Annotated in this window: 10 protein-coding genes and 3 pseudogenes; 9 read left to right on the forward strand and 4 right to left on the reverse strand. The window is 72.1% G+C overall.

The features are described 5' to 3' along the window. The first annotated feature begins 189 nt into the window (after nt 1-189). Nucleotides 190-1,011 carry an endolytic transglycosylase MltG gene (mltG, locus tag BN1555_RS29850; protein ID WP_093802258.1) on the forward strand — a complete coding sequence of 274 codons (822 nt, stop codon included), beginning with the start codon at nt 190-192 and terminating at the stop codon, nt 1,009-1,011. Between the two features lie 13 nt (nt 1,012-1,024). Here the strand turns inward: mltG and BN1555_RS29855 are convergent, their stop codons facing one another. Beyond that, nucleotides 1,025-2,182, reverse strand: coding sequence for an FAD-dependent oxidoreductase (locus BN1555_RS29855; protein ID WP_093802259.1), 1,158 nt, complete (start codon nt 2,180-2,182; stop codon nt 1,025-1,027). 76 nt (nt 2,183-2,258) lie between these two features. Between BN1555_RS29855 and BN1555_RS29860 the strand changes: the two genes are divergently transcribed. Both BN1555_RS29860 and BN1555_RS29865 read left to right on the forward strand, forming a co-directional pair. Beyond that, on the forward strand, nt 2,259-2,549 hold the full coding sequence (locus tag BN1555_RS29860) for a hypothetical protein (protein ID WP_093802260.1): 291 nt from the start codon (nt 2,259-2,261) through the stop codon (nt 2,547-2,549). 19 nt (nt 2,550-2,568) lie between these two features. After that, on the forward strand, nt 2,569-2,991 hold the full coding sequence (locus BN1555_RS29865; RefSeq protein WP_093802261.1) for a secondary thiamine-phosphate synthase enzyme YjbQ: 423 nt from the start codon (nt 2,569-2,571) through the stop codon (nt 2,989-2,991). A gap of 286 nt (nt 2,992-3,277) precedes the next feature. Here BN1555_RS29865 and BN1555_RS29870 read toward each other — a convergent pair whose 3' ends face one another. Next, nucleotides 3,278-3,670, reverse strand: coding sequence for a hypothetical protein (locus tag BN1555_RS29870; RefSeq protein WP_255306489.1), 393 nt, complete (start codon nt 3,668-3,670; stop codon nt 3,278-3,280). Here BN1555_RS29870 and BN1555_RS40750 point away from each other — a divergent pair. Next, a pseudogene (locus tag BN1555_RS40750) lies at nt 3,648-3,800 on the forward strand (restriction endonuclease); the annotation flags it as partial. The gene BN1555_RS29870 and the pseudogene BN1555_RS40750 sit on opposite strands and share 23 nt — an antisense overlap. A gap of 188 nt (nt 3,801-3,988) precedes the next feature. Here the strand turns inward: BN1555_RS40750 and BN1555_RS41370 are convergent. Both BN1555_RS41370 and BN1555_RS29885 read right to left on the reverse strand, forming a co-directional pair. After that, a pseudogene (locus BN1555_RS41370) lies at nt 3,989-4,183 on the reverse strand (hypothetical protein); the annotation flags it as partial. A 314-nt stretch (nt 4,184-4,497) separates the two neighbouring features. After that, nucleotides 4,498-6,084, reverse strand: coding sequence for a (2,3-dihydroxybenzoyl)adenylate synthase (locus tag BN1555_RS29885; RefSeq protein ID WP_093802262.1), 1,587 nt, complete (start codon nt 6,082-6,084; stop codon nt 4,498-4,500). A 358-nt stretch (nt 6,085-6,442) separates the two neighbouring features. On the opposite strand from BN1555_RS29885, the gene BN1555_RS29890 reads away from it, so the two are divergent. The 5 genes and pseudogenes from BN1555_RS29890 to BN1555_RS29910 all read left to right on the forward strand — a co-directional run bounded on the left by BN1555_RS29890 (nt 6,443) and on the right by BN1555_RS29910 (nt 18,050). Continuing rightward, a complete protein-coding gene (locus BN1555_RS29890; RefSeq protein ID WP_176710169.1) occupies nt 6,443-7,189 on the forward strand; it encodes a thioesterase II family protein in 747 nt (248 codons plus the stop codon). A gap of 52 nt (nt 7,190-7,241) precedes the next feature. Beyond that, a pseudogene (locus BN1555_RS41705) lies at nt 7,242-8,230 on the forward strand (isocitrate/isopropylmalate dehydrogenase family protein). Nucleotides 8,231-8,296: 66 nt separating this feature from the next. Beyond that, nucleotides 8,297-9,673: an FAD-dependent oxidoreductase gene (locus BN1555_RS29900; RefSeq protein WP_093802264.1), complete on the forward strand. Its 1,377-nt coding sequence runs from the start codon at nt 8,297-8,299 to the stop codon at nt 9,671-9,673. Further along, nucleotides 9,664-10,002 (forward strand): antibiotic biosynthesis monooxygenase family protein, encoded by a 339-nt coding sequence (locus BN1555_RS29905; protein ID WP_093802265.1) that lies wholly within the window; start codon nt 9,664-9,666, stop codon nt 10,000-10,002. The genes BN1555_RS29900 and BN1555_RS29905 overlap by 10 nt, the downstream gene beginning before the upstream one ends. A gap of 251 nt (nt 10,003-10,253) precedes the next feature. Beyond that, nucleotides 10,254-18,050 carry a non-ribosomal peptide synthetase gene (locus tag BN1555_RS29910; protein ID WP_255306246.1) on the forward strand — a complete coding sequence of 2,599 codons (7,797 nt, stop codon included), beginning with the start codon at nt 10,254-10,256 and terminating at the stop codon, nt 18,048-18,050. The last annotated feature ends 5 nt before the right edge of the window (nt 18,051-18,055 follow it).

Raw genomic sequence — 18,055 nt, forward strand, 5'->3', positions numbered from 1 at the left:
GTCTGCAGCCCGTCGCTTGCGCACCGTAAGCATCATGCGACGCAGGGGAGTTGGGCGATGAAACACGGTACGACGACGCGTTCGGGCGAACACCCGATCCCGTGTTCGCGTGTTCGTGTCGCCCGTGGCGGGCTGTTCGCCGCCTCCAGGTTCCCCGGAACACCGCGCCGGCCGGGTTAGCGTGCCCGCATGGAGAACGAGTCCACACGGAAACGGCCCGCGAGCAGCCCCCCTCTGACGCGCCGCGGGCGACTGCTCCTGATCGTGGGTGCGGCCGCCGCGGTGGTGGCGGCCGCGGTCCTGGTGCCGCTGATGCTGCTTACGGAGGAGGAGCGTGAGCCGCGCACCCTCCTGATCCTGGAGGGACTGCGGTCCTCCCAGGTGTACGCGGCGGCCGACAAGGCCCTCGGTGTCGCCCCGGGGACCACCGCGAAGGCGGCGGGCACGGCAGACCTGAAGCTGCCGGCCGAGGCCGGGGGGAACCCGGAGGGCTACCTCTTCCCGGCCACGTACCCGATCGACGAGGAGACGACGCCGGCGAGTCTGCTCTCGTACATGGTGAACACGGCGAACAGGAACTTCGGGTCGGCGCCCGCGACGTACCGGAACGTCGTCATCGCCAGCATCGTGCAGGCCGAGGCCGACACGGCGGAGGACATGGGGAAGGCCGCGCGCGTCATCGACAACCGGCTGGCGCAGGGCATGCCGCTCCAGATGGACTCGACGCTCAACTACGCGCTGAACCGCTCGACCCTCGACACCACTCACGCGGACACGAGGATCGACACCCCGTACAACACGTACGAGCACACCGGCCTGCCGCCCACGCCGATCGGCAACCCGGGCCGGCAGGCGATGGACGCGGTGCTCGACCCGCCGCCGGGGGACTGGCTCTACTTCGTCACGGTCGCGCCGGGGGACACACGCTTCACCGGCGACTACGCGGAGCAGCGGAAGAACGTCGAGGAGTTCAACGCGCACCGCAAGGAAGCGGGAAAGCCCGTCGGCTGACGCCTCACTCGCCTCACCCGCCGGCCATGACCGGCTCGGCCCCCACCGGGCCCGTCCCCACCGGGCCCGTCCCCACCGGGTCCGCCCGCCGTTCCAGCAGCCGCACGATCCCGCGCACGGCGGCCCGGCCCGCCCGGTTGGCCCCGATGGTGCTGGCCGAGGGCCCGTAGCCCACCAGATGGATCCGTTCGTCATGCGTCGCCCGCGTGCCCTCCACGCGGATGCCGCCGCCCGGCTCGCGCAGCTTGAGCGGCGCCAGGTGGTCGATCGCGGCACGGAACCCGGTCGCCCACAGGATGACGTCGGCGTCGACCGTCCGTCCGTCGGCCCAGGACACCCCGTTCGGCGTCATCCTGTCGAACATCGGCAGCCGGTCCAGCACGCCCTCCGCGCGGGCCCGTGCGACGGCCTCCGTCACCGGCAGCCCGGTCACCGACACGACGCTCTGCGGCGGCAGTCCGCGCCGTACCCGCTCGTCGACGAGCGCGACGGCGGCCCGTCCCTGTTCCTCGCCGAAGGGTCCCTCGCGGAAGACCGGCGGCCGCCGCGTCACCCATGTGGTCTGCGCGGCGACCCCGGCGATCTCCATCAGGTGCTGCACGCCGGACGTCCCGCCGCCCACGACCACCACCCGCTGTCCGGCGAACTCCTGCGGTCCCGGGTAGTCCACCGTGTGCAGCTGCCGCCCGCGGAAGGTCTCCTGGCCGGGGTAGCGGGGCCAGAAGGGCCGGTCCCACGTGCCCGTCGCGTTGATCAGTGCGCGCGTCGACCACACACCCTCCGACGTCTCGACGCGCAGCCGCCCGCCCGCGCCCTCGCGCACCGCCGACACGCCGACCGGCCGGCGCACACGCAGCCCGAAGGTCCGCTCGTACCCCGCGAAATACTCCCCGATGACCTCGGAGGAGGGCCGGCTGCCGTCGGCGCCCGTCAGCTCCATGCCCGGCAGCGCGTGCATGCCGTGGACCTTGCCGTACGTCAGGGTGGGCCACCGGAACTGCCACGCGCCGCCCGGGCGCGGGGAGTGGTCGAGCACGACGAAGTCGCGGCCGGGTTCGAGGCCCGCGCGCCGCAGGTGGTAGGCGCTGGACAGACCGGCCTGCCCGGCGCCGATCACGACCACGTCGACGTCCGTGACCGCTTCCCCGTCCCGCACCCCAATATTGTTCATATTTCTACTAACGAGGCCGGTGGCGCGGATCTTCCCCACCCCACGTAATTCCCGCCGATGCGGGTACGGTGCCGGAATGACCACCGCCACATACGTGTACCGGGTGGACGCGCCCGCGGGAAGCGCCGGCTGGCACCCGCTGGGTGAGCGCTACCGGGGAACCGTCACCACCGCCACCCAGCCCGAGGACGCCGAATTCGTCGCCGCGGTGGTGGTGCGTGACCTTGCGGCGGAGTGGGACCACGAGGGATCGGGGGTCCACCACGTACGGATCTGCGTATGGCGCGACGCGGAGGGCGTGGGCCCGGAGGACGCCGAATGCACGGTGGAGGTCCAGCCGGACCTGGACACCCTGCCGGGCGCGTAGTCCCGTGCATGATGGAGGCATGTCCGACGTCTTCACCACCCGCATCCTGAACATCGCCACCGGCTCGGACGAGACCGTGGCCGACCTGACACAGGAGTGCGAACAGTTCCTCCGGCAGGCGGCGCGGGGCAGGGACGGCCTGCTCAACATCTTCGTCCCGCACGCGACGGCCGGTGTGGCGATCCTCGAAACGGGCGCCGGCAGCGACACCGACCTCCTCGCCGCGCTGCACACCCTGCTCCCCGCCGACGACCGCTGGCAACACCGCCACGGCAGCCCGGGCCACGGCCGCGACCACGTGCTCCCCGCCCTCGTGCCCCCGCACGCGACGCTGCCGGTGGTCGGCGGCCGGCTGGAACTGGGCACCTGGCAGTCCGTCTGCCTGGTCGACACGAACAAGGACAACCCGGAGCGCCAGGTGCGGTTGAGCTTCCTGGGCTGATCGGTTACGTCGGTGGGACTGTGGAGCAGAAGTCCGGCCGCGACAACTGAGTGCGGCTCTGGACTCGGCCTGACGCTGGTAGGAGTGGGCACGGAGGTGCGTGAGGTCGGTCCTTTTGAGTGGACGCCCAAGGACGCCGCGCGCGCGTGAGCCCCGGGGGCGGTTCGTGCGGTTCGCGTCGGAGTGCTGAGCGGCCGGGTGCGTGCCGCCTGCCATCTGGGATGACCCGAGGGGCGGGCGGCATACTCGTGCAGGGATACGGCAGTGACCGGAGTGCTCGGCGCTCTCAGGTGAGGGTGTTACGCAGGTGCGGGCCGAGGTATCCCACGTAGACCTTCCCTGACCGGGGGCCGTCCTCGAAGAAGTGAAGGCGCGGGGCAACAGTGTTGCCTCCGCCGATCTTCAGATGGGCCTGCATGAAAACCCTGCCGCTCGGGTCGACGGTCTTCGGGACCGGGAGCATGCGCTCACCGCGCAGTTTCCCGTTCTTGGCGACGGTGTCGGACTCGCGCATGGCCACCTTGGCCGCCGGGAAAGGGAACGCGCTGGGCTCGGCCGACTTGCACCAGCTCAGGAAGTCGCCACCGACCCCGCCGTCGGCCGAAGCTTCGGCGAAGTGGTTGAGCGCGAGCAGTCCGTCCCAGGCAACACTCAGCCAGTTCGCCGCAGAGAACGACATCCTGGCCGTTCATCGTGATCACTTCGGTCTGTGGAACAACGGCGCCTCGTTGCCGTCGCTCGGTGCGGTCAACGGCAGGGGGCAGGGTGACCGTCGGCACCGGGAGCGCTGGAAGGAGACGTACGGGTAGGAGCGTCTTCCGCCGGGCGTGGCAGTCGGATCGCCAGTCGTCTACCGGATGGGTCGCCGAAGACCGGGTCCCACACGTTGGTGGGCGGGCAGGAGACGGATCGCGGCGAACTGCAGGGGCGCCTTCGCCGCGGTGGTGAAAGCGGCGGGGCCTTCCTGAAGGTGGGTGAGCACGCCTTAGCTTGACGTTTATCCAGTTCTGCTGTCTGTGATGGTCGCCGTGAGGTCCGGTTGGCCTTGTTTTCCGGCGGTGCGTTCGCGTGCACGGTGCTTGTTCTTCATGCCGATTGGACGGCCTGGGCCTGCGGTGCTGGATTTCGGTGCACCGGCCGGTTGAGGGGCCTTGCCGTGGAGGCGGCGAAATCCTCGGCGGACCCGTGCAGGGAGTCCGTCGCGACAGAGGGTGAAACGGTCCTTCGTGATGCTCGTCTGACGCTCTCGACGTCAGCAAGCAGGCTGGTGAGCCGAGAAGGGAGCTCTGACCTGCCGTTCTTCGGAATCCGGTCTATTCGGTATCTTCTCGATGACGTCGCACGTGGAGTGCGTGGCGATCCTGGAACCGGTGAAGAAGGACGACTGACCTGCTGGTTGTCCTGAACCGCCGAGGTGTGGCGGGCCGGAGACGCTCGACCTGTTCTTCGAAGTCCACCGAGGCAGGCGCGGGGCGGACGCGGAATCCGTCCCGCACCCCGGCACCGTCAGCGTTGTGACGCGGCGATCCGTGCGCGCAGTGCCTTCTTGTCGACCTTCCCCATCGGTGTGCGCGGAAGCTGCGGCATCGGTATCAGCCGGTCGGGGATCTTGTAGGTGGCCAGGCCGCGGCCTCTGAGGAACTCCTTCATGGTGGACGGGCGGACGTCCGCCTCGTTGAGGACGACGAAGGCGTACGTCCGCTCGCCGAGCACGGTGTCCGCCACGCCGATCACGGCCGCGTCCTGTACGGCGGGGTGGGTGCGCAGTTGCCGCTCCACCTCCTCCGCGGAGACCTTCTCGCCGGCCCGGTTGATGACGTCCTTGATCCTGCCGACGATCATGATGTTGCCGTCCGGCCTGCGCCGGACGAGGTCGCCGGTGCGGAAGAAACCGTCCGGTGTGAACGACCGGGCGTTCTCCTCGGGAGCCCGGTAGTACCCGCGGATCGTGTACGGACCGCGCACCTGCATCTCGCCGGCCTCCCCGTCGGGCACCGGGTTCCCGGACTCGTCGACGATCCGGACCTCGTCGCCCGGTGACATCGGGCGGCCGTCCGTGTTCACGGCCACCTCCTCCGGGTCGTCGAGCCGGGTGTGGGTCAGCAGCCCCTCGCTGATGCCGTACCACCGCTGGATCCGGCAGCCCAGCTCCTGGGCCGCGCGGCGCGCCAGGGCCGGGTCGAGCGGGGCACTGCCCACCTGGATCAGCAGGCGGGACAGTTCGCCGGGCGGCCGTCCGGAATCGGCCCACAGCCGCAGCACCGAGGGCACGACCGTGGTCACGGTGACTGCCTCGCGGCGGATCAGCGAGAAGACGTCGTCGGGCCGCACGCTTGACGTGAGTACCGCCTTCCCTCCCATCAGGAGACTGCCGAACACGCCCGGACAGGCGAGGGCCGCCTGGTGCGCGACCGGGTTGACGGCGAGGTACACCACCTCCGGACCCACTCGCATCGCCTCCGCGCTGGCCCGCATGACGTACTCGTAGTCGTCGTGGGTCCGGGGAATCAGCTTCGGCAGTCCGGTGGTGCCCCCGGAGAGCAGGAACAGCGCGGGGTCGGACGCGTCCACCCTGGGCAGCGCGACGTCCTGGGCGTCCAGCGACTCCAGCGAAACGAACTCCTGGGCGTCGCCGCTGACGATCACGTGCGGGACCGACGGGATCTCCCGGGCGATCGTACGGAAGTCGAATCCGCCGAACTCGTCCTTCACCACATAGGCAACAGCCCCGGAGTGAGCGCACAGATGCGCGATCTCGGCCCTGCGGTGACCGGGCAGCGCCAGCACCGGGATCGCTCCGGCCCGCAGCAGCGCGAAGACCAGGACGACGAACTCCGGGATGTTGGGGAGGTGCACCACCACCCGATCCAGGGGCCTGATGCCCAGTCCGATCAGGCCGCCCGCCAACCGGTCCGCCCGCCGCGACAGCTCCGCGTAGGTCATCCGGCGTTCGCCCCACACCACGGCCACGCGATCGGCGTTCCGTTCGCACGACTCGTGCAACAAGTCACCGATCGGCCGGCCGAGCCAGACCCCTGTCCGGCGCAGGTCCGCCGCGAGCTGTTCGGGCCAGTGCACAAAACCGTCAAGCATGATCGCGTTCCCTTTCGGCGGGTCGGTCGAGGCGTGGATCGAGGGGCCGCGAAGGTCCGGGTGGAGCCGCGGGTGCGCTCCGTCCGGGCCGCGGGACGGCGGCGACGCGGGGTGGAGGGCGCGTGTCTTCTCACGGTGGCGGGCGGTGTCCGGTGTGGTGGTGCGCTGCCTCCGCGTGCGAGGTGAGCCCGGTGCCGTGCGGCGGCGTGCCCGGGTTTTTTGTGTCCCTTGGCATCGTCGGCGCCGCGTTCCACCGCGCCCCGATCTCTTGCCGACATCTGTCGAGGGCCGCGCGAATCGGCGGCGAGTGGAAAACATGGTGCGGACGGAACGACGGCCGGCCAGAAAGGCGGAGTGGATGAGCCGGATACGGGAACGCGGCTGGGTGCGGTCGATGATCGCCGGTGCCCCTGCCGGCGTCCGGGTGGTGTGCTTCCCGCACTCGGGGGGATCGGGAGTCGCCTTCGGCGAGTGGTCCGCCGCGGTGCCGCCCGGTGTGTCGCTGATGGCCGTCCAGTACCCGGGCCGCGGCGACCGCTTCGGAGAGCCGCCCGTGGACGACGTGGCCGCGATGGCCGGCTGTGTGGCGGCGGAGCTGCTGCGGTTGCCGCCGGGCGACCACGTGCTGTTCGGGCACAGTCTCGGGGCGCTGGTCGCCTACGAGACCGCCCTGCTGCTGCGGGACGCCGGTGAGGAACCCCGGGCGCTCTGCGTGTCCGCCGCACTGCCGCCCGGATCCATGACCAACAGGGGTGTCCACCTGGCGCCCGACGACGAGTTCTGGTCGACCCTGTGCGCGCTGGGCGGCATCGAGCCCGCGGTCGCCGAGAACGCCGAGCTGCGAGACCTCCTCCTGCCCGTCATCCGCTCGGACCTGCGGGCCCACGCGACCTACCGGCCCCGCCCCGGCACCCGTCCGCTGTCCTGTCCCGTGCGCAGCTACCACGGCGCGGGCGACCCGCTGGTGGAGCAGGACCAGCTGGCGGGGTGGGCGAGCGTCACCTGCGGCTGCTTTTCGGGGACCGTGCGGCCGGGGGGGCACTTCCACGTGACGACCGACGTCGCGGAACTCGTCGCGGACGTGCTGAGCCAGGGCCCGAAGTGAGGCGGCCTTGACCACCATCGCCGTGATCCCCGGTGATGGCATCGGTCCCGAGGTGATCGAGCCGGCGCTGGACGTCCTCGACGCCCTCCGCCTCGGGACGCGTACGGACGTCCTGGACCACGTCAACGCGGAGACCTACCTGCGCACCGGAACCGCGCTGACCGGAGCCGACCTCGACCGGATCAGGTCCAGCCAGGCGGCGCTCCTCGGCGCGGTCGGGGACCCCCGGCTCAGCGACACCGCGTACGTGCGTACGGTCCTCACCAACCTGCGCCTCGAACTCGACCTCTACGTCAACTACCGGCCCGCCAGGCTCCTGCACGACAGGCTCAGTCCGCTGCGCAACCCGGCCCGACGGGCGATCGACTGCGTGATCGTCAGGGAGAACACCGAGGGGCTCTACAGCGGCATCGGCGGCGGTATGCGCACCGGGACCCCCAGGAGATCGCCATCGACGTGGACCTCAGTACCCACCAAGGCGTCTCACGGGTGCTGGAGTTCGCGTTCTCCGTGGCGCGCAGGTCGGTGTGCCTCGTCGACAAGGCCAACGCCGTCCGCAACGGCGGACAGCTGTGGCAGCGGTGCTGGAGCGAGGCGGTCGCACGGCACCCGCACGTCGAGACGTCCCACCTCTACGTGGACACCGCTGCCCTGCGACTGGCCACCGATCCGACTGCCTTCGACGTCGTCGTCACCAACAACTCCCACGGCGACATCCTGAGCGACCTCACGGCCGCGCTGGCCGGCGGCCTCGGCGTGGCGGCGTCGGCGAACCTCAACCCCCTGACCGGACAAGGGCTCTTCGAGCCCGTGCACGGCAGCGCCCCGGACATCGCGGGTACCGGCACCGCCAACCCGTTCGGCGCGATCCTCTCCGTGGCCCTGCTGGTCGGGCATCTGGGCCGGACCGAGGAGGCGGACGCGGTCCGGCGGGCGGTCGCCGCAGCCGTCGCGGCAGGCCGCGTCACCCCCGATCTCGGCGGGTCCCTGAGTACGAAAGAGGCCGGCACCGCGGTTCTGACGGAACTGCGGCGGCCATAGCGAGGTGTGGACGCGGACACGACCCGACAACCGCCGGCGGAGCAACGGACGAGGGGCAAGGACGGTATGAACGGGAACGGCACGGACCGCACGGACGGGAACCCGGAGACCGTCATCGTGGGAGCCGGTCTGGTGGGCGTGGTCACGGCTCTCTACCTGGCACCCCGCTTCGGACCGGTTACCCTGCTGGAGAAACGGGCGGACCCCAGGCGGAACTCCGGTGGACAACGCCGGTCATTGGTCGTGATGCTGTCGGCGCGCGGCTGGCGCGCCCTGTCGGACCTGGGCGTCGCGGACGCCGTGCGCCGCATATGCGTCCCCCTGCACGGACGCTGCGGGCACCTGCCCGACGGCCGGACGCGCATGACCCCCTACAGCCGGGACGGACAACCCATCTGGGCGGTGGAGCGCCGGCGGCTGCACCACATCCTGCTGGACGCCGCCGAGGCGACCCCCGGTGTACGCCTCCACTTCGGGCAGCGCGTGGGCTCGGTGGACCTGGACGAACCCGCGGTGGTGGTGGAGGACCGGCACGGCTCGCACCGGCTGACGTGCCGCCGGGTCCTCGGCTGCGACGGCGCGCACTCCGCCGCCCGGGCCGCCCTGGAGGCGCGCGGCACCCGGGTGGAGGTGCGCACGCTGGACCTGGCCTACCAGGAGATCGACGTACCGGCCGGCCGGCTGGACCCGACCATCACGCACTACTGGCCCTCCGGGAAGGCGATGTTCGCCGCGCACCCCCTGCCGTCGGGGAAGCTCTCGGGCTCCTTGTTCATGCGCCTCGACGGCCCGGCCCCGTCCTACGCGGCGGCCCGCGGCGGCCAGGACCTGCACGAGACGTTCGCCGCCCACTTCCCCGAGCTGACCGGGATCATCCCCGACATCGCGGAACAGCTCGCCACCAAGGCCGTCTCGACCCTCACGGCCGTCCGCTGCGACCGATGGGTCTGGCGAGACACCTTCGCGCTGCTCGGTGATTCCTGTCATGCGATGGCGCCCTTCATGGGGCACGGCATGAATTGCGGTTTCGAGGACGCCCGGGTCCTCGTCGACTGCCTCGACGCCTCCGCGGACTGGGCGGCGGGCCTGGCAGCCTACGAGAAGTCGCGGACCGAGGACGCCGACGCGATCTCCCGGCTCTCCTACCGGCACTACTTCACGATGGCCGGCCCACCACGCGAGGAGACCGCTGCGGAGGTGCTGCGCGGGCGGCTGACGGTGCTGTTCCCCGACCGGTTCGTTCCGCTGTACGAGCGGTGCGCCTTCACCGAGGAGAGATACGCCTCCGTACTGCGTGACGACCAGTGTCTGGACCGGCTCGTGGCGGACCTGTTGGCCCGGTACGGCACCGAGCTGGTCTCGGCGCCCGACGGCCGGCTGCGCGCCTGCATCCCTTCCCCCAACCCGACCACTGCCACCCCGGAGGACTCCGTATGTTCGTGATCCTGTTCAGGTCGCGCCTGTCCGAGCAGGCCGGTGAGGACTACTACGCCACCGAGGAGCGGATGCAGGAGCGGGTCCGCGCCATTGCCGGGTCCGACCCGGTGGAGGTCAAGCACTACACCGGGGAGGACGGCGAACGTCTCGCCGTCATGATGTGGCGGGACGGGGAAACACTGGACAAGTGGCGCTGCGACCCCGAGCACCAGGTGGCGCAGCGACTGGGCAGGAAGCACTGGTACTCCGCCTACGAGCTGACCGTCGCCGAGGTGGTCCGGACCAGCGCGCACGACAACGAAAGCCCGGCCGCAGCGGCGGAGGAGCCGCGCTAGCAGGCGGACTACGGCCGTCGGAACGCGTGGAACACGCGGACCCGTGACCGAAAGATGTCCGAGGGCAGTTTGAAGCGGGCCGGACGGACGTTGGCCGGGGCGGTTTGGCGGAGTTGTTTCAGGTGTTGGCCTATTCTTTTTCGATTTCTGGCGAACATCTTTCATGCCGGTTGATCGAGCGCATGGGCCGCGACAAGTATCGGCACGGCGAGGCCGTTGACCGGGAAACCACTTTTGCTGGGGGCATCTGGATGGGCTGTACCGGCGTCACATCCGCGCAGGAAGCCATGTGGCTCGCGCAGGAATTCACTCCGGACGTACCGAACAACGTGGCGACTCTCTGGGACATCGACGGTGACCTGGACACCGCCCTGCTCGCCGCGGCCCTGGGTGCGGCGGTGGCGGAAGCCGACGCGCTGAAGGTGAACTTCCGCCGCGACGACCACGGGCTGCGGCCGGTCGCCCGGGACCTCGGGGCGTGGGAGCCGTTCCGCCTCGATGTCGGCGACGCCGCCGACCCCGCCGACGCGGCCCGCGCCATCGTCGCCGATCTCGTGCGCCGGCCCTTCGACCTGACCGAGGACGCGTTGCTGCGGATCGGCTCGATCCGGCTGGGCCCCGGCCGCCACCTGCTCGTGCTCGTCTTCCACCACGTCCTCACCGACGCGTTCGGCGTTCTCACCCTGCTGTCCCGGCGGATCGCCGAGATCTACCGCGCGCTGCGCGCCGGCTCCGCGTTGCCGGAGGGCGCCCCGAACCCGCCGGGGGACGCCGCGGCGAAGGACGCCGTCTACCGGGAGTCGCAGCGGTTCGCCGACGCCGAGCGGTTCTGGCGCGACTACCTCGCCGAAGACCTGCCCGCCGCCCGTCTGCCCGCCGGTGTCCGTCCGGGCATCGACGCCCCCACCGGTGGGCCCGGCTACTGGGACGGACTCACCGCACCGCAGGGGATGGCCACCCGCACCGCGACGGTCCCGGCCGTCGAACTCGCCGCCTGGGAACACGCCTCCGCCGCGGCGGGTACCTCGGTGCCCGACCTGATCGCCTCGGCCGCCACCGCGTTCCTGGGGCACATGTGCGGTCTGTCCGAGCAACTGCTGACCATCACCGTCAATCACCGCGTCGGCGCACTGCGCCGCTCGCTCGGCCTCCTCTCCAACCGGGTGCCGCTGCGCTCGCGGGTGGACCCCGCGGCCGACTTCGTGGAACTGGCTGAGGCGCTCGGCCGGGAGCGGCGCCGTGTCCTGCGCCACGCCCGGCACGACATATCCCTGATCAAACGGGCCACCGGCCACGCCGGCGACGCGCGCAGCCCGTTCGGCGCCGTCGTCAACGTGCTCCCCTCCGTCGAAGCACTCGACCTGGCGGGCGCCACAGCCCACTTCACCGGTGGCACCTTCGGCGTGATCGACGAGGTGATGGTCTGCGTCTACACCGACGGAAGGGCCGACAGCGACCTGTACGTCCGCTTCGACGCGCCGCGCGCGGAGTACGACGACCAGGACGTCGCCGGGCTCGCCGAGCGGTTCGTGACGTTCCTGCGCAGGGCCCTCGCCGACCCGCACGCCCCGGTCGGGACCGTCTCCGCGCTGCACCCCGCCGAACGCCGCGCGCTGCTCACCGAGTACGCCGGGCCCACGGTGACCCCACCGCCGACGACCCTGACCGAACTGCTGGACCGACAGGCCCGCGCCACCCCGGACGCCGTCGCGGTGACCTTCGAGGACACCCGGGTGACCTACCGGGAACTGGCCGAGCGGTCTGGCCAGCTGGCCCGCCTGCTGACCGAGCGCGGCGCCGGGCCCGAGCGGTTCGTCGCGGTCGCCGTGCCCCGCTCCCTGGAACTGGTCGTCGCGCTGGTCGGGGTGCTCAGGGCGGGCGCCGCCTACGTCCCCGTCGACCCTGACTACCCGGCCGCGCGGGTCGAGTTCATGCTCGCCGACGCCGGGCCCGCGCTGCTGCTGACGGTCAAGGACACCGCGGACCGGCTGCCCCGGACGGACGTCCCCGTGGTCATGGTCGACGACGCCCCGCTCACCGGAGAGCCCGTCAGGTCCGCCCCGCACCGGGTCGACCACCCCGCATACATGATCTACACGTCGGGATCGACCGGACGGCCCAAGGGCGCCGTCGTCACGCACGCGGCGATCGTCAACCGGCTGCTCTGGATGCAGGATCGCTTCCGGCTCGACGGTTCCGACCGGGTCCTGCAGAAGACGTCCGCCTCGTTCGACGTGTCCGTCTGGGAGTTCTTCTGGCCGCTGATCACCGGCGCCACCCTGGTGGTCGCCCGGCCGGACGGGCACCGCGACCCGGACTACCTGGCCGAGGTGATCCGGCGGGCCGGCGTCACGACCGTGCACTTCGTCCCGTCGATGCTGGCCGAGTTCGTCACCGAGGAGACGGCTGCCGCGTGCACCGGTCTGCGCCGCGTCGTGTGCAGCGGAGAGGCGCTGCCGGCCGAGCTGGCCGCGCGGTTCCACCGGACCTTCGGCGTGCCGCTGCACAACCTGTACGGGCCGACCGAGGCGGCCGTGGACGTCACCGCGTGGCAGTACCGGCCCGGGGCGCGGACGATACCGATCGGCACCCCGATCTGGAACACCGCGCTCTATGTCCTCGACAGTCGGCTGCGACCGCTGCCGCCCGGCGTCTTCGGCGACCTCTACATCGCGGGCGCCGGACTCGCCCGGGGCTACCACGACTGTCGGGCCCTGACCGCCGAGCGCTTCGTGGCCTGCCCGTTCGGGGAACCCGGGCGGCGCATGTACCGGACCGGCGACCTGGCGCGCTGGAACACCGACGGCGAACTGGAGTTCGCCGGCCGTGCCGACTACCAGGTGAAGATCCGCGGTTTCCGGGTCGAGCCGCAGGAAATAGAGGACACGCTGACCGACCACCCGGGAGTGCTCAGGGCGACCGTCGTCGCCCGACCCGGCCGAGCCGCGGACGGAGCCGCGCAGCTCGTCGCCTACGTCGTCCCGGCCACCTCCGGCGGCAACGGCGGGACCGGCACCGAATGGGACCTGCACGCCGGCCTGGACATCGCCGAGCTGCGGGGCTTCGTCGCGACCCGGCTGCCCGCCCACCTGGTGCCCGCCGCCTTCGTCGCGCTGGACCGGATGCCGTTGACCGCGAACGGCAAGCTGGACCGGGCCGGGCTGCCCGAGCCGGAGGTCACCGGCCGTGCCCACCGGCCGCCCCGGACCGGTGACGAGAGCCTCCTGGCCGCCGCGTTCGCCGAGGTGCTCGGCCTGAGCCACATCGGGGTCGACGACGACTTCTTCACTCTGGGCGGCGACAGCATCCGGGCGATCCAAGTGGTGGGCCGAGCCCGCGCCGGCGGTCTCGCGCTCACCCCGCGCACCGTGTTCGAGTGCCGCACCGTCGCCGCGCTCGCGCAGGCCGCGACCCGCGACACCGCACCGGTGGCCCTCGCCGAGCTCGAGGGCGGGGGCGTCGGTCTGCTGCCGCTGCCCCCCATGGCCCGGCTGTACGCCGAGCGAGGCCCCGGCCTGGACCGCCTCGCCCAGTGGCTGGTACTGGAACTGCCCGCAGCCGTCGACCTCCCCGGCCTCACCGCGGCCGTGCGCGCCGTCCTCGACCGGCACGACGTCCTGCGCTCACGGCTGACGGACGACGGCCTGCTGGTGCAGCCACCCGGCACTCCGGACGCCGGCGGACTCGTCGACCGGGTCGGCTGCCCCGGGGACTGGGGCGGCGAGGAGTGGCAGACCCTGCTGCGCGCAAAGGCCGCCGAGGCCGTACGGCACATCGACGCCCGGGCCGGGCGGATGCTCCGGCTGGTCTGGTTCCCGGGGGCCGCGGGCGGGCCCGGACGGCTGCTGGTCGTGGCCCACCACCTGGTCGTGGACGGCATGTCCTGGCGGGTGCTGCTGCCCGACCTGGCCGCGGCCTGGCGCCAGGTCCAGGAAGGCCAGCCCCCCGCGTTGCCGCGGGTGGGCACCTCCCTGCGCCGATGGCTGCACGCCCTGGCCGACGAGGCGGCCCGCCCCGGACGGGTGGCGGAGGCGTCGTTGTGGCGCGACCTGCTCGAGGCACCCGTCGTACCCGTGGGCTCCCGGCCGCTCGACCCCGGGCGAGACCTCACCTCCGCCACGGGCACCGTCCGGGTGGAGCTCCCGGCCGACCTCACGGACGCGATACTGACCTCCGTCCCCGCGGCCTACCGCAGCGGCGCGGACGACGTCCTGCTCACCGCCCTCGTCCTCGCGCTGGCCCGCGAACGCCGGGGTCTCACCGACGGCACGACGGTCGTACGGCTGGAAGGGCACGGCCGGCAGGAGGAGCTGGTGCCGGGCGCGGACCTGTCCCGCACGGCCGGCTGGTTCACCACGGTCACCCCCGTACGCATCGACGTCTCGGGGATCGACGTCGACGCCGCGATCACCGGAGGAGCCGCCGCCGGTGACGCCCTCAAGCGGGTGAAGGAGCAGCGGCGGGCCCTGCCCGACCAGGGCATCGGCTACACCCTGCTGCGCTACCTCAACGACGACACCGCGGCGCTGCTGAGCCCGTATCCGGCGGACGACATCGGATTCAACTTCCTGGGCCGTTTCACCTTCGAACGCCCGGAGCCGGCGCCCGGCGAGGACCCCACCCGCGGCTCCGGATGGACCCCGGCACCCGAATGCGCCGAGTTGGTCGCCGCACCCGCCGCGGACATGCCGGTGCCCAGCGCGCTCGAACTGAATGCCCTGGTGACCGGCACCGGCGGCGACGCGCGCCTCACCGCCCTGTTCACCTTCGCCACCGGAGTGCTGACCGCCGACGAGGTCCGTGCCCTGTCCGGCACCTGGTGCGCCGCACTGCGCGGCCTGCGGAGCCTGGTCGCGTCCGGCGGGCGGGGACTGACCCCGTCCGACGTCCCGCTGGTCACCGTCGGCCAGGAGGAACTGGACGGCTGGCAACAGGGCTTCGGGCGCGTCAGCGACGTATGGCCGCTCACGCCGTTGCAGGACGGGCTGCTGTATCACACGATGCTCGCGCGGAGCGCATCCGAGGCGTACCAGACGCAGTTCGTGTTCCGGCTCGAAGGCGCGGTGGACCCGGCGCGCCTTCGAGCCGCGGGCCAGGCCCTGCTCGACCGGCACCCGAACCTGCGGGTCGCGTTCCGGCCGAGCGCCACCGGTGAGCCCGTGCAGGTCGTCGTGGACGACGTCCCGCTGCCCTGGCGGCACCTCGACCTCACCGGCGAGGCCGACGCCGCCACCCGGCTGGAGGAGATCCTCGCCGAGGAGCGGGACGCCCGCTTCCGCCCGGAGAGCCCGCCGCTGCTGCGCCTGACCCTCGTCACGCTCGGCCCCCAACACGCCGAACTGGCCCTCACCGCCCACCACGTACTGCTCGACGGCTGGTCGGTGCCGCTCGTCGAGCGCGAGCTGATGCAGCTGTACGGGGCCGACGGCGTCGACACCGCGCCGGCGCGCCCGCACGGCTACCGGGACTTCCTGAGCTGGCTGTCACGGCAGGACACGGCACGCTCCGCCCGCGCGTGGGCCGAGGAACTCGCCGGTGTGGCCGAGCCGACCCTGCTGGCGCCCACGACACCCGGGGCCCGGCCGGCCGGCAGCGGCAGTGGGCAGATCGACGTGCCGCTCACCGGCGAGGACACCACCATGCTGGCGCGCCGGGCCGCGGAGTGGGGCGTCACCCCCAACACCCTGGTGCAGGGCGCCTGGGCCATGGTGCTCGCGCAGCTCACCGGCCGCGAGGACGTGCTGTTCGGCGCCACGGTCGCGGGCCGGCCCTCCGAACTGCCGGGCGCGGACACCATGATCGGCCTGTTCATCAACACGGTGCCCGTACGGGTGCGATGCACGCCGGCCGACCTGGTCCCGGAGGTGCTCGGCCGGCTCCAGGACGCCCAGGCGAGGCTGTCGGACCATCACCACCTGGGGCTCGCCGACATCCAGCGAGCGACCGGGCTGAACGCGCTGTTCGACACGCTGGTGGTGTTCGAGTCGTTCCCCGTCGACCGGTCCGGCCGCTCGGCGGCGGGTGCGTCGGCGCAACCGGTGGTGAGCGGTATCCGCCCGTACGCCCCGCCGCACTACCCGCTGACCGTGATCGCGGCGGCCGACCCGCTGTTGCGGATCTCCTTCCAGTACCGGCGCAACGCATTCGAGCGTACCGCCGTGGAGGCGCTCGCCGACCGGCTGGTGCGGGTGCTGCGGCAGATCGCCGCCGGTCCGCGGACCACTGTCGGCGCGCTCGACGTGCTGTCCGACGCCGAACGTGAACAGGTGCTGCACGGCTGGAACGACACCACGGTCCCGCCCCCCGAGCGGACCGTCCCCGAGCTGATCGCGGCGCGGGCGGCGGCGACGCCGGACACGGTCTGCGTCGAGTTCCGCGGGCACCGGCTGACCTTCCGGGAGCTGGACGAACGGGCCGGCCGGCTGGCGCACTGGCTGGCCGGGCAGGGGGTGGGCCCGGAGTCCCGGGTCGTGGTGCTGCTGCCCCGTTCGGCCGACCTGGTGGTGGCCCTGCTGGCCGTGTGGAAGGCCGGCGGCACGTATGTGCCGGTGGATCCGGAGTATCCGGCCGCCCGGGTGCGGGCCGTGGTCGAGGACAGCGCACCGGTGCTGGTCCTCGACGAGGAACGACTGGCCGGGGTGGACCTGTCCGCCCGGTCCCCCCACCCTGCCCACGGCCCGCGCGTTCCGGCCGGCGCCGACCACGCCGCCTACGTCATCTACACCTCCGGCTCCACGGGCACACCCAAGGGCGTGGTGGTCCGGCACGGTGCGCTGGCGATCCTGCTGACCGGTATGCAGGATCGATTCTCCTTCACGCCGGACGACCGGCTGCTGGCCTGCGCCACCGTCGCGTTCGACATCGCCGCGCTGGAACTCTTCCTGCCCCTGCTCGCCGGCGGGCGGGTGGTACTGGCCGGCAAGGACGACATCACCCAGCCGACGGCACTGCTCGACCTCGTCGAACGGTCCGGCGTCACCGTCATGCAGGCCACCCCCGCGCTCTGGCAGAGCCTGGTCACCCACGCGCCGGCCTGTCTGACCGGGCTGCGGGTGATCTCCACCGGCGAGGCCCTGCCCCTGGCGCTCGCCGAAACCCTGTGCCGGCACGCCGCCGAGGTCACCAACCTCTACGGCCCGACCGAGACCACCGTCTACGCCACCGCCGCCCGTCTGCTCCCCGGCCACTGCGGCATGCCTCCCTCGGTCGGCGGCCCGGTCGCCGGCACCCGGATCCTCGTACTGGACCGCACACTGCGCCCGGTGCCGCCCGGCGCTGCCGGTGACCTCTGGATCGCCGGCGAGGGCCTGGCCCGCGGCTACCACGACAGGCCGGGCATGACCGCGGAGCGGTTCGTGGCCTGCCCGTTCGGGCCACCGGGCGAGCGGATGTACCGCAGCGGGGATCTCGCCCGCTGGACGGTCACGGGTGAGGTGGAGTACCTCGGCCGCTCCGACCACCAGATCAAACTGCGCGGCTTCCGGATCGAGCCCGCCGAGATCGAGCACACCCTGACCCGCCACCCCGCGGTCCGCCGGGCGGTCGTCATCGACCGTGAGGACCGGCCGGGCGACCGCCGGCTGGTGGCGTACGTGGTCCCGGAGACCGGCACCGAGCCGCCCACCACGGAACTCCTGCGGGAGGCGGTCGGAGAGCGGCTGCCGGCCTATATGATCCCGGCCGCGTTCGTGACGCTCACAGAACTGCCGCTGACGCCCAACGGCAAACTCGACCGTTCCGCCCTGCCCCGCCCGGAGTTCGGCGGGGACGAGTACCGGGCTCCGCGCTCGCCCCGGGAACAGACGCTGTGCGCGCTGTTCGCCGAGGTCCTGGGCGCCGAGCGGATCGGTCTCGACGACGACTTCTTCGTCCTGGGCGGCCATTCACTGATGGCCACCCGACTGGTGGCCCGGGTACGCGCCGAAATGGGCGTGGAAATCCCAATGCGCGTTCTGTTCACCGCCCCGACCGTCGCCGAACTGACCGACCGCTGGAACGAGATGTCGGCCTCCACCCGAATGCCGCTGCGGAGAATGACCGAAAGGTAGGAAAC

The organism is Streptomyces sp. Wb2n-11 (assembly GCF_001049855.1).
GTDB classification, from domain to species: Bacteria; Actinomycetota; Actinomycetes; order Streptomycetales; family Streptomycetaceae; genus Streptomyces; species Streptomyces altiplanensis.

Excerpts from the sequence above, each read along its gene's own strand:
- mltG (WP_093802258.1), top strand. The coding sequence starts at position 190 with ATGGAGAACGAGTCCACACGGAAACGGCCCGCGAGCAGCCCCCCTCTG.
- BN1555_RS29855 (WP_093802259.1), bottom strand. The coding sequence starts at position 2,182 with ATGAACAATATTGGGGTGCGGGACGGGGAAGCGGTCACGGACGTCGAC.
- BN1555_RS29860 (WP_093802260.1), top strand. The coding sequence starts at position 2,259 with ATGACCACCGCCACATACGTGTACCGGGTGGACGCGCCCGCGGGAAGC.
- BN1555_RS29865 (WP_093802261.1), top strand. The coding sequence starts at position 2,569 with ATGTCCGACGTCTTCACCACCCGCATCCTGAACATCGCCACCGGCTCG.
- BN1555_RS29870 (WP_255306489.1), bottom strand. The coding sequence starts at position 3,670 with ATGTCGTTCTCTGCGGCGAACTGGCTGAGTGTTGCCTGGGACGGACTG.
- BN1555_RS29885 (WP_093802262.1), bottom strand. The coding sequence starts at position 6,084 with ATGCTTGACGGTTTTGTGCACTGGCCCGAACAGCTCGCGGCGGACCTG.
- BN1555_RS29890 (WP_176710169.1), top strand. The coding sequence starts at position 6,443 with ATGAGCCGGATACGGGAACGCGGCTGGGTGCGGTCGATGATCGCCGGT.
- BN1555_RS29900 (WP_093802264.1), top strand. The coding sequence starts at position 8,297 with ATGAACGGGAACGGCACGGACCGCACGGACGGGAACCCGGAGACCGTC.
- BN1555_RS29905 (WP_093802265.1), top strand. The coding sequence starts at position 9,664 with ATGTTCGTGATCCTGTTCAGGTCGCGCCTGTCCGAGCAGGCCGGTGAG.
- BN1555_RS29910 (WP_255306246.1), top strand. The coding sequence starts at position 10,254 with ATGGGCTGTACCGGCGTCACATCCGCGCAGGAAGCCATGTGGCTCGCG.